The organism is Streptomyces wedmorensis (assembly GCF_000716445.1).
In the GTDB taxonomy this organism is placed as follows: Bacteria; Actinomycetota; Actinomycetes; order Streptomycetales; family Streptomycetaceae; genus Streptomyces; species Streptomyces wedmorensis.
Genome location: NZ_JNWK01000048.1, coordinates 42,498 through 54,383 on the forward strand (window position 1 = coordinate 42,498; position 11,886 = coordinate 54,383).

The window sequence follows — 11,886 nt, forward strand, 5'->3', positions numbered from 1 at the left end:
GTCAGCCCTCCAGTGCGGCGAGGCCGGGAAGCGTCTTGCCCTCGAGGTACTCGAGGGAGGCGCCGCCGCCGGTCGAAATGTGGCCGAATGCGTTCTCGTCGAAGCCCAGGATGCGGACGGCGGCGGCGGAGTCGCCACCACCGACGACCGTGAACGCGGGGGAGTCGACGAGCGCCTGGGCGACGGCCTTGGTGCCCTCGGCGTAGTCGGGGTGCTCGAAGACGCCCATCGGACCGTTCCAGAAGACGGTGCCGGCGTCGGCGAGCTTCGAGGCGTAGAGCTTACGGGTCTCCGGACCGATGTCCAGGCCCTCCTCGTCCGCCGGGATGGCGTCCGCGGCGACCGTCGTCGGGTTGGCCGGAGCCTTGGTCTTCAGGTCCGGGAACTCGGACGAGACCAGGACGTCGACGGGGAGGACGAACTCCACGCCGCGCTCCTTGGCGCGCTTCAGGTAGTCGAGGACCGCCGGGATCTGGTCCTCCTGGAGCAGCGAGACGCCGACCTCGTGGCCCTGGGCCTTGAGGAAGGTGTACGCCATGCCGCCGCCGATGAGGATGCGGTCGGCCTTCTCCAGGAGGTGGTCGATCACGCCGAGCTTGTCGGAGACCTTGGCGCCGCCGAGCGCGACCACGTACGGCCGCTGGACGTCCTCGGTGAGCTTCTTCAGGACGCCGACCTCGGTGGCGATGAGGTAGCCCGCGGCGTGCGGGAGGCGCGCCGGGAGGTCGAAGACCGAGGCGTGCTTGCGGTGCACGGCGCCGAAGCCGTCGCCGACGTACAGGTCGGCGAGCTCGGCCAGCTGGTCCGCGAAGGCGCCGCGCTCGGCGTCGTCCTTCGAGGTCTCGCCGGCGTTGAAGCGGAGGTTCTCGATCACGGCGACCTGGCCGTCGCCGAGGGAGGCGACGGTGGCCTTGGCGGAGTCGCCGACCGTGTCGGTCGCGAACGCCACGTCGGCGCCGAGCAGCTCACCGAGGCGCGCGGCGGCCGGGGCGAGGGAGAACGCCGGGTCCGGGGCTCCCTTGGGGCGGCCCAGGTGCGAGGCGACCACGACGCGGGCGCCGGCGTCGGCCAGCGCCTTGACCGTGGGGACGACGGCGCGGATGCGGCCGTCGTCGGTGATGGTGGTGCCGTCGAGCGGCACGTTGAGGTCGGCGCGGACGAACACGCGCTTGCCTTCGACGCCCTCGTGGAGAAGCTCGTCGATCGTCTTCATCTGTTAACAGACTCCTTGGTACGCGGTGGAGCACACAAACAGGGCTCGCACAGCGCGGCGTTGCGCTGCCCGAGCCCTGCTCACATCGAAAGCCTGCCCTGAAGCTTAGAGCTGGCCGCCGACGAAGACGGTGAGGTCGACGAGACGGTTGGAGTAACCCCACTCGTTGTCGTACCAGCCGAGGATCTTGACCGTGTTGCCTTCCTGGACCATCGTCAGGGAGGCGTCGAAGGTGCAGGACGCCGGGTCGCTGACGATGTCCGAGGAGACGATCTGGTCCTCGGTGTAGAAGAGGATGCCCTTGAGGTCGCCGTCGTCGGCGGCCTTCTTGAACGCGGCGTTGACCTCGTCCTTGGTGACCTCGCGGCCGAGGGTGACGACCAGGTCGGTGGCGGAACCGGTCGGGACCGGGACGCGCATGGCGATGCCGTCGAGCTTGCCCTTGAGCTGCGGGAGGACCAGGGCGGTGGCCTTCGCGGCACCCGTCGTGGTCGGGATGATGTTCTCCGCGGCGGCGCGGGCGCGGCGCAGGTCCTTGTGCGGGAAGTCCAGGATGCGCTGGTCGTTCGTGTACGCGTGGACCGTGGTCATCAGGCCCTTGACGATGCCGAAGTTCTCGTCGAGGACCTTCGCCATGGGCGCGACGCAGTTGGTGGTGCAGGACGCGTTGGAGATGACGTGGTGCTGCGCGGCGTCGTACTTGTCCTGGTTGACGCCCATGACGATGGTGATGTCCTCGTCGGTGGCCGGAGCCGAGATGAGGACCTTCTTGGCGCCGCCGGTGATGTGCTTCTCGGCGTCGGCCTTCTTCGTGAAGATGCCGGTCGACTCGATGACGATGTCGACGCCCAGCTCGCCCCAGGGGATGTCGGCCGGGTTGCGCTCGGAGAGGACCTTGATGGTGTGGCCGTCGACGGTGATGGTGTCGGCGGTGTGGGTGACCTCGGCCTTGAGGCGTCCCAGGATGGTGTCGTACTTCAGCAGGTGTGCGGTGGTCGCGGTGTCACCCAGGTCGTTGACAGCCACGATCTCGATGTCGGCACCCTGCTCAAGGAGCGCGCGGAAGTAGTTCCGGCCGATGCGGCCAAAGCCGTTGATGCCTACGCGGATCGTCACGAACCGATCTCCTCGTTAGCTACGCCGGTGTGCTCGACGCCGGCGAGATTTTTGTTTTTTGGGATGTCCCCGACCGCTTACGACCCTACCCCCCCAGGGGCCGGTGAGTGACATCGGCCGCATCCGGACGAGCCCGGAAAGTGAGGGAATATGGCCGACGGCCCGTACCTACCAACGGGTACGGGCCGCCTTGGGACCTTTGTCCCCACTACTCTCCGTCAGCGGCGGAGGACCGCGAGGGCGCGGCCGACGAGGCGTGCCCGATCGGCCTCGCCGGGCACGTGCTCCAGGCCGAAGCCCAGGAGGACGGTGTCACGCGTGGTGACCGCGGCCTGGGAGTGGAAGAGCGCCGCGGAGCGCGTCCAGTCGGAGGCGTTGCCGGGGCTGCCGGCCGGGGCGCCCGGCACGGTCCACGCGCCGAAGGCGGTCTCGAAGCCCTCCGCCTCGGTCGTGGTGCCGGTGACGAGCCGGGTGTCGTCGACGAAGGCGCCCGTCTCGCCCGACCCGGGGTCGGAGACGTACGAGATCGAGAGCTCGACCTGCTTGCCCGCCCAGGCGCTCAGGTCGACGGAGGCCTGGCGCCAGCCGTTGGACGGGCCGGTGAAGGCGTTCCAGGAGCCGGTGGTGCCGGACGGCGCGCAGCCGTCCTCGCCGACGGTGAGGTAGTGGGCGAGGAAGGGGTGGCCGCGGACGTAGTAGCCCTCGCCGCAGTCGGCCGGGGGTTCGGCCGAGGTGCCGCCGTTGAGGTCGGGCAGGGTGGTCCAGTCGTCCTGGCCGACGGTGTGGGCCTCGACGACGAGGTTGTCGTAGCCGGGCTCGGTGTCGTAGCTGACCTGGAAGTCGAGGCGGGGCTGCTGGGCGGCCGCGACGCCGGTGAGGTCGACGGTCCTGGCGAGCCGGGCCCAGGTGTCGTCGGCGTGCTTGACGGCGGCGAAGGTGGTCCCCTCGGCGGGCTCGAACGGGGTCCGGATGCCCGGGTAGTCACCGGCGGAGGCGCTGCTCGCGAACTGCGGGAAGAGCTTCGGCTTCAGGGTGTCCGAGGTGACCGTGTACGCGCCCGCGTTGTCGAGCGGGTTGTCGGCGGCCGAACCGAGGGGCGCGCCGATGCCGGCGAAGGCACCCGTTCCGGCGAAGGCGGGCGGGTTCTTGAGGCCCGCCCGGTGGTACGCGCCGAGGTAGTACTGGGCGAAGTCGTTGGACTCGGCCCGGCCGATCCGGGTGAGCCCGCCGGACTTCTCGCCGGCGTTGACCAGCTTGCCGCCCTCGTTGAGGTAGGCGCGGACGGCGAGCTGGGCGGCTCCGGAGGGGCGCTCGGCGCCGGTGTACCAGACGACCGTGCGGAAGTGGGAGAGGACCCCGAGGGCGTCCGGGGTGCCCTGGGTGGCGACGTCCCAGACGGCGGCGGAGCGGCCGTTGTCGGCGACCGCCTTCACGTACGCGGCGGTGTGCCGGGCGGCCGTGGTGCCGCCCTCGTCGGCGAGGACGAGCACGTCGCCGCGGGGGCGCTCGGCCACCTTGTAGGTGAAGGGGGCGGAGGCGGTGGCCCGGCCCTCCCGGGTGCGGGCGGTGAACCAGACCTCGACGGAGTCGCCGGGGCGGGCGCCCTCGACCTCGGCGCGGTACTCGTCGAAGTAGAGGTTGTCCTCGCCGCCGAAGGTCTCGCCGCCCTTCCAGGCCGCGAGCTCCTCGCTGTGGGTGCGGCCGCCGTTGATCCGGTACTTCAGCGTCTTGGCGCGCAGCGACTTGCGCGCGGTGACGGCGACCTCCTGCTCCCCGCCGCGGGCGTAGGAGGTGGCGAAGGTCTTCGGGGTGAGGTCGGGCGCCTCGATGCCGACCGGGGAGACGGGCCGGTCCGGGTGGGCGGCGGTCTCGGCGACGGCGAGCGCGAAGGGGATGTTCTTGGCGAACTCGGCCTGGATCAGCTTCTCGTCGTCCGGGAAGGTGAAGACGGAGGCGCAGTCGGCCGGGTTCCAGGCGTCGTTCGGGTCGACCCGGGAGGCGGTGGCGCAGGTCGACATCTCCGGGGTGAACATCTGCATCCCGTTGACGTTGGCGGCGTGTCCGTCCGCCTCGCCGTTGGTGATGTAGAGCTCCGAGGAGACCTGCGGGCGGTAGCCGGGCACGGCGGAGTTCTGCGGGGTGCCGGCGAGCGCCTTGAGGGCCACGTCGTCGGGGGTGTCGGTGGCGACCTGCCAGCCGACGCCGTACAACAGGAGCTGGGCGGCCGAGTGGTAGTTGATGCCGTACGCGAAGCCGATGCGCTTCTGGAACGCGTCGAGCGCCCTGGTCTCGGGCTCCGACATGGGCCCCTTGCCGCGGTAGGTCTCGTCGGCGAGGTCGGGCGACGAACCCTCGTTGTCGTAACCCCACTTGTAGGCGAAGTTGCGGTTGAGGTCGACGCCGTCGCCGGTGGCGATCCGCCCGTCCCCGTCGTTGTCGCGGAGGTTCTTGCGCCACTGCCGGTTGTCGGGGTCGGCGTGCGTGAAGTCGTAGCCGTCCGGGTTGGCGGAGAGCACGAACCACAGCTCGGTCGAGTCGACGATCCGGGTGATCCGCTCGTCCTTGCCGTAGTTGTCGAGGTAGTGGTGGAGCAGCCGCCGGGTCATCTCGGGGGTGATCCACTCGCGCGCGTGCTGGTTGGACATGTACAGCGTGGCGGGCTTGGAGCCGTCCTTGACGCGCTGCGCGCCCTTGCTGACCTTGAGGGCGAGGATGTCCTGGCCCTTGACCGTCTTGCCGATGGAGACGACCTTGGTGATGCCGGGGTTGGCCCGGGCGGCGTCCAGGACCTCCTGCTTGAGGCCGTTCGGACCGCCGTACGGCCGGAAGACGCCGTCCCCGGCGGCGTCGACCCGCTTCTCGGCCTGGGCGGTCAGCCGGTGCTCGGTGAGCTCGACGCCCTGGCCGCGCAGCTGCCCGGCCTGCCGGCCGGTGAGGAAGAGCTCGACCGTCGCGGAGCCCGTCGCGGGCACCTGCTCGGTCATCTCGTGGGCGTCGGCGCCGGCGTCGAGGAGCAGCGGCACCTGCTCCTTGGTGACCACCGCACGCCACACGGAGAGGTCGTCGCCGCCGTCCCGGTCGTTCGGCTGCGCTCCGGCGACGGGTGCCGCCGCCACTCCCGCGATCAGCAGTGAAGCCGCGGCGAGGATCGATCTCGCTCTGCGTCTCATGAGCCCCCCTTGCTGTTGTCCGTCACGAAGGTGAACAGACGCCAGGCTCATGGGCGCCCATGGGCCTGTCAAGGGTGCCTCGCGGGGGTACGAAAAAGCTGCCGGTGCCTCAGAAAGGCACCGGCAGCTCGGAGTTCACCGTTCCGTACGGCGACGGGATCCGGTCAGCCGACCAGGCTGTCGTCGAGCTCCTCGGTCAGGTTGGACTCGGTCCCGGGGATGCCCAGGTCCTGAGCCCGCTTGTCGGCCATCGCGAGCAGCCGGCGGATCCGGCCGGCCACCGCGTCCTTCGTCAGCGGCGGGTCGGCGAGCGCGCCCAGCTCCTCGAGGGAGGCCTGCTTGTGCTCCATGCGGAGCCGGCCGGCCGCGGCCAGGTGCTCGGGCACCTCCTCGGCGAGGATCTCCAGGGCCCGCTGCACCCGGGCGCCCGCGGCGACCGCGGCGCGGGCCGAACGGCGCAGGTTGGCGTCGTCGAAGTTGGCGAGGCGGTTGGCGGTGGCGCGGACCTCGCGCCGCATCCGCCGCTCCTCCCAGGCGAGCACCGACTCGTGCGCGCCGAGCCGGGTCAGCAGGGCACCGATCGCGTCGCCGTCGCGGACGACGACCCGGTCCACCCCCCGCACCTCGCGGGCCTTCGCCGCGATCGAGAGCCGGCGTGCCGCGCCGACCAGGGCGAGAGCCGCCTCGGGGCCCGGGCAGGTGACCTCAAGGGAGGAGGACCTGCCGGGCTCCGTCAGCGAACCGTGCGCCAGGAAGGCGCCCCGCCAGGCCGCCTCCGCGTCACAGGTGGCACCGGAGACCACCTGCGGCGGCAGACCCCGGATGGGGCGGCCCCGGCCGTCCACGAGACCCGTCTGGCGGGCCAGCTGGTCGCCTCCGGCCACCACCCGCACCACGAACCGGGAACCACGGCGCAGCCCGCCGGGAGCCATCACGATCAGCTCGGAGCTGTGCCCGAAGATCTCCAGGATGTCCCGCTTGAGGCGGCGGGCCGCCATCGCCGTGTCCAGCTCCGCCTCGATCACGATGCGGCCGCTCACCAGGTGCAGCCCGCCCGCGAACCGCAGGATCGACGAGACCTCTGCCTTCCTGCAGCAGGTCCGGGTGACGGGAAGCCGGGAGATCTCGTCCTTCACCGCTGCCGTCATCGCCATGGGCCGATCCTTCCATGCATCCGAAAAATACGGTCGTACGCGGCGGCCAACAGCTCCGGGTCATGCTTCGCGGAGCCGTCGGGCCCGGCCACCGGCGCCAGCTCGACCGCGGCGCCGAGCCGCTTGGCGGCATCGGCGAGGGACTCGCGGTCGGGCACGGCTGCCTCGTCGGCGAGCACCACGTCCAGGGCGAGTTTAGGGGCGTGTCGTCCCAAAACCTCCAAATGACGCTGCGGGGAGAAGCCCTCTGTTTCTCCGGGCTGCGGCGCGAGGTTCAGCGAGAGCACTTTCCGGGCCTTCGTCTCGACCAGGGCGTCGAGGAGTTCGGGGACGAGGAGGTGCGGGATCACGGAGGAGAACCAGGAGCCCGGACCCAGCACGACCCAGTCCGCGTCGAGGACCGCCTCGACCGCCTCGGGCACGGCCGGCGGGTCGTGCGGCACCAGGTGCACGGACTGCACGTCGCCCGGCGTGAGCGCCACCGTCGCCTGCCCGGCCACGGTGTCCACGTCGTCCGGCCGCTCCGGATCATGGCCCCTGACCAGGGCCTGGAGCTCCAGGGGCACGGCGGACATGGGCAGCACCCGGCCCTGGGCGCCGAGCAGCCGCCCCACCAGGTCCAGGGCCTGGACGGGGTCGCCGAGCTGCTCCCAGAGGGCGACGATCAGCAGGTTGCCGACGGCGTGGCCGTTGATCTCGCCCTTGGACTGGAAGCGGTGCTGGATGACCCTGGCCCAGGTCTGGCCCCAGTCGTCGTCCCCGCAGAGCGCGGCGAGCGCCTTGCGCAGGTCGCCCGGGGGCAGCACGCCGAGCTCCTCCCGGAGCCGGCCGCTGGAGCCCCCGTCGTCCGCGACGGTGACGACGGCGGTGAGGTCGCCGGTGATCCGGCGGAGAGCGGCGAGCGAGGCCGAGAGGCCCATGCCGCCGCCCAGCGCGACGACCTTCGGCTGGGTGCCGCGCCTGCGGAGCGCACGCCGCACCGCGAGGGTGGACGTACGCCGACGGTACGGTTTCACTCGCGCCCCATGTCCCGGTGGACGACGACGGTCTCGACCCCTTCGGCCGCCAGGCGGGCGGCGAGCCGCTCGGCGGTGGCCACGGAGCGGTGCTTGCCGCCGGTGCAGCCCACGGCGACGGTGACGTACCGCTTGCCCTCGCGGCGGTAGCCCGCGGCGATCAGCTGGAGCAGCTCCGTGTAGCGGTCGAGGAACTCCTTGGCGCCGGGCTGGTTGTAGACGTAGTTCGACACCTCCTCGTTGAGGCCGGTGAAGGGACGCAGCTCGGGGACCCAGTGCGGGTTCGGCAGGAAGCGCATGTCGACGACGAGGTCGGCGTCGACCGGCAGGCCGTACTTGAAGCCGAAGGACATCACGGTGGCCCGCAGCTCGGGCTCCTCGTCGCCCGCGAACTGGGCGTCCATCTTGGCGCGCAGCTCGTGGACGTTGAGGCTGGAGGTGTCGATCACCAGGTCGGCGTCGCCGCGCAGCTCGCGGAGCAGGTCGCGCTCGGCGGCGATGCCGTCGGTGATCCGCCCGTCGCCCTGGAGCGGGTGCGGCCTGCGGACCGACTCGAAGCGCCGGACCAGGGCGTCGTCGGACGACTCCAGGAAGACGATCCGGCGGGTGACCTGCTTGGCGTCGAGGTCGGCGAGGGACTCCCTGAGGTTGTCGAAGAACTGCCGGCCGCGGACGTCGACGACGACGGCGATCCGGGCGACGTTGCCCTGGGACCGGGCGCCGAGCTCCACCATGGTGGGGATCAGCGCGGGCGGCAGATTGTCCACGACGAACCAGCCGAGGTCCTCCAGGCACTTCGCCGCGGTGGACCGGCCGGCTCCGGACATGCCGGAGATGATCACCAGCTCGGGAATGGCCGCCTCGGCGCCGTTGTCGCCGGGGGTCTCCTTCGTGCCCGTACTCACGTGTCCTGCTCCGTCTTCTCGGTCGTGCTGGTCTTGCGGTTCGTTCCGGTCCTGCTCGTGCGCGGTCATGCCGTGCCGTCCCCGTCTTCCATGATCTCTCCTGTCGCCGTGTTCACGGCGGGTGCGGCCGGGGCCGCCTGGGCGAGGGCCACGACGACCGCCTGCGCGGTCTTCCGGCCCATGCCGGGGACTTCGCAGATCTGCTCGATTGTCGCCTGCCGGAGCCGCTTCACCGAGCCGAAATGCTTGATCAACGCCTGTTTCCGGGTGTCGCCGAGACCCGGGACCGCGTCCAGGGGGCTGGTCCGGATGCGTTTCGTCCGCTTGGACCGCTGGTAACGGATGGCGAAGTCGTGAGCCGTGTCACGCACCCGCTGAAGGAGGTAGAGGCCCTCACTGGAACGCGGCAGCACCACCGGATCGTCGTCGCCGGGCAGCCACACCTCCTCCAGGCGCTTGGCGAGCCCGCAGACCGCGATGTCGTCGATGCCCAGCTCGTCGAGGGCCCGACGGGCCGCGGCGACCTGCGGCTGCCCGCCGTCGACCACCACGAGCTGCGGCGGGTACGCGAAGCGCTTGGGCCGCCCGTCGTCCTCGGCCGGGACCTCGCCGTCGCCGGGCCCCTCCCCGTCGGCGGCCGGCCCCCACTCCCCCGTCCTGTCCTTCTCGGCGAGGTAGCGCTTGAACCGGCGGCTGATCACCTCGTGCATCGACCGGACGTCGTCCTGGCCCTCGAAGCCCTTGATCTGGAAGCGGCGGTACTCGCTCTTGCGGGGCAGCCCGTCCTCGAACACCACCATCGAGGCCACGACGTCCTCGCCCTGGAGGTGCGAGATGTCGAAGCACTCGATCCGCAGCGGCGCCGACTCCAGGTCCAGGGCCTCGGCGATCTCCTCCAGGGCCCGGGAGCGGGTGGTCAGGTCGCTGGCCCGCTTCGTCTTGTGCAGCACCAGCGCCTGCTGCGCGTTGCGCGCGACCGTCTCCATCAGGTCCTTCTTGTCGCCGCGCTGCGGGACCCGCAGCGAGACGCCGGCCCCGCGGCGGCCGGAGAGCCAGGCCGTGACGGCCTCGACGTCCTCCGGCAGCGCCGGGACCAGGACCTCCTTCGGCACCGTGTCGCCGCTCTCCTCGCCGTACAGCTGCTGGAGCGCGTGCTCGACGAGGCCGGCCGTGTCGACGGCCTCGACCTTGTCCGTGACCCAGCCGCGCTGGCCCCGGACACGTCCCCCGCGGACGTGGAAGATCTGGACGGCGGCCTCCAGCTCGTCCTCGGCGAGGGCGATCAGGTCGGCGTCGGTCGCGTCGGCGAGGACGACGGCGCTCTTCTCCATCGCCCGGCGCAGCGCCTCTATGTCGTCCCGGAGCCTGGCGGCCTTCTCGTACTCCATGTCCTCGGCCGCGATCGTCATCTGCTTCTCGAGCCGGCGGATGTACGTGCCGGTGCGGCCGGCCATGAAGTCGCAGAACTCATCCGCCAGTTCACGGTGCTCCTCCGGCGTCACCCGGCCGACGCAGGGCGCCGAGCACTTGCCGATGTAGCCGAGGAGGCAGGGCCGGCCGGCCGACGCCGCGTTCCGGAACACGCCCGCCGAGCAGGTGCGGACGGGGAAGACCCGCAGCATCAGGTCGACGGTCTCGCGGATCGCCCACGCGTGCCCGTACGGCCCGAAGTACCGCACGCCCTTCTTCTTCTGGCCGCGCATGACCTGGACCCGCGGGAACTCCTCGTTCAACGTCACCGCGAGGTACGGATAGCTCTTGTCGTCCCGGTACTTGACGTTGAACCGCGGGTCGTACTCCTTGATCCAGGTGTACTCCAGCTGCAGCGCCTCGACCTCGGTCGACACCACGGTCCACTCCACCGAGGCCGCGGTCGTCACCATCGTGGCCGTGCGCGGGTGCAGGCTCGTGAGCGGCTGGAAGTAGTTCGCCAAGCGCTGGCGGAGGGACTTCGCCTTGCCCACGTAGATCACCCTGCGGTGCTCGTCGCGGAACTTGTAGACCCCCGGGGAGTCGGGGATCTGACCCGGCTTGGGGCGGTAGCTGGAGGGGTCTGCCATGCTCCCCACCCTACTGGCGGGGACCGACACTCCGGCCTCGCGCACTCGTTTGCGAAGCATGGCGAATCATGATGCGGAAACGACTCACGGACGGCTCGCGGACCGGGTGTGCGTGATCACGGGCGCGGCGAGCGGCATCGGACGGGCGACGGTCGAACGGTTCCTCCGCGAAGGGGCCCACGTGGTGGCCGCCGACCGCGACGCGGACCGCCTCGCGACGCTGGAAGGGGTCGTCCCCGTGGTCGGCGACGTGTCCCGGGACGACGACGCCAAGCGGATGATCGCCACGGCGGTCGACCGCTTCGGACGGCTCGACGTCCTCGTCGCCAACGCGGGCGTGATCCCGCTGCTCTCCATCACCGAGGCGGAGGCGTCCGACTTCGACGAGGTGATGGCCATCGATGGCCGAGGCATGTTCCTGACCTGCAAGTACGCCATCGAGGCCATGCTCGTCTCCGGCGGCGGGGCCATCGTCTGCACCTCGTCCATCTCCGGCGTGGCCGGCCAGGCGCGGCAGGCCGTCTACGGCCCCGCCAAGTTCGTCGCCACCGGCCTCACCAAGCACCTCGCGGTGGAGTGGGCGCAGCACGGCATCCGCGTCAACGCGGTGGCACCCGGGACCATCGAGACCGAACGGGTCGCCGCCGCGCGGCACGAGCCCGGCGGGCCCGAGTACCTCGCCGAGGTCGTCCGCGCCCATCCCATGGCGCGCTTCGGCGAGCCCTCCGAGGTCGCCTCCGCCATCCTCTTCCTCGCCTCCCCCGACGCCTCCTTCATCACCGGCGCCATCCTCCCCGTGGACGGCGGCTACCTGGCCCACTGACCACCGTCCACCCGTCGCCGTACGGGCCTGCGCCCGCCGCACCCCCGTGTGGGGCGGTGCGTGTGGGGCGGTGCCCACCCCCGCGCCCGTCGCCCGCTGCCGTGTGGGCCTGCGCCCGCTGCCGTGTGGGCCTTCGCCCTCGCCCACCGCCGTGTGGGCGATCGTCCCGCTGGGGCGGGACGGGTGGGCACACGGGACGGCGCCCTCGGCGGCGCCTCCGCCCCTTGTGCCTGGACCCGCCCCGATACGGCGTCGCACTCCGGGTGCGGGTTCAGGCGCGGAAGCCTGGGCCCGGCAAGGGCCGCCGTCCGTTGTGCCCACCCGTTCCGCCCCAGCGGAACGAATGCCCACAACGGGCGGGGCGAAGGCCCACAACGCGGGGGCGGGGCCGCAACGGGCGGGGCGCAGGCGCGGGGGTGGGTACCGCCC

The 11,886-nt window shown here is 71.5% G+C and carries 8 protein-coding genes; 1 reads left to right on the forward strand and 7 read right to left on the reverse strand.

Annotation, left to right across the window (positions count from 1 at the left end; translation table 11 throughout):
• Position 1: 1 nt before the first annotated feature.
• From OO54_RS30660 to uvrC, 7 genes are all read right to left on the reverse strand, one after another.
• The gene (locus OO54_RS30660) at positions 2–1,213 is read right to left on the reverse strand and encodes a phosphoglycerate kinase (RefSeq protein WP_033208877.1); all 1,212 of its coding nucleotides are present in this window, start codon (positions 1,211–1,213) and stop codon (positions 2–4) included.
• 105 nt (positions 1,214–1,318) lie between these two features.
• The gene (gene gap / locus OO54_RS30665; protein ID WP_033208879.1) at positions 1,319–2,329 is read right to left on the reverse strand and encodes a type I glyceraldehyde-3-phosphate dehydrogenase; all 1,011 of its coding nucleotides are present in this window, start codon (positions 2,327–2,329) and stop codon (positions 1,319–1,321) included.
• Positions 2,330–2,547: 218 nt separating this feature from the next.
• On the reverse strand, positions 2,548–5,499 hold the full coding sequence (locus OO54_RS30670) for a M14 family metallopeptidase (RefSeq protein WP_033208882.1): 2,952 nt from the start codon (positions 5,497–5,499) through the stop codon (positions 2,548–2,550).
• A gap of 164 nt (positions 5,500–5,663) precedes the next feature.
• Positions 5,664–6,653 (reverse strand): DNA-binding protein WhiA, encoded by a 990-nt coding sequence (gene whiA / locus OO54_RS30675; protein ID WP_017238652.1) that lies wholly within the window; start codon positions 6,651–6,653, stop codon positions 5,664–5,666.
• Entirely contained in the window at positions 6,644–7,669 is a 1,026-nt protein-coding gene (locus OO54_RS30680; protein WP_033208885.1) for a gluconeogenesis factor YvcK family protein, read from the reverse strand. Before OO54_RS30680 ends, whiA begins: the two co-directional genes overlap by 10 nt.
• On the reverse strand, positions 7,666–8,643 hold the full coding sequence (rapZ, locus tag OO54_RS30685) for an RNase adapter RapZ (protein WP_051787300.1): 978 nt from the start codon (positions 8,641–8,643) through the stop codon (positions 7,666–7,668). The genes OO54_RS30680 and rapZ overlap by 4 nt, the downstream gene beginning before the upstream one ends.
• A complete protein-coding gene (gene uvrC, locus OO54_RS30690) occupies positions 8,640–10,634 on the reverse strand; it encodes an excinuclease ABC subunit UvrC (protein WP_033208887.1) in 1,995 nt (664 codons plus the stop codon). The genes rapZ and uvrC overlap by 4 nt, the downstream gene beginning before the upstream one ends.
• 58 nt (positions 10,635–10,692) lie before the next feature.
• On the opposite strand from uvrC, the gene OO54_RS30695 reads away from it, so the two are divergent.
• Positions 10,693–11,457, forward strand: a complete 765-nt coding sequence (locus OO54_RS30695; RefSeq protein WP_033208889.1) for an SDR family NAD(P)-dependent oxidoreductase — start codon at positions 10,693–10,695, stop codon at positions 11,455–11,457.
• Positions 11,458–11,886 lie beyond the last annotated feature (429 nt).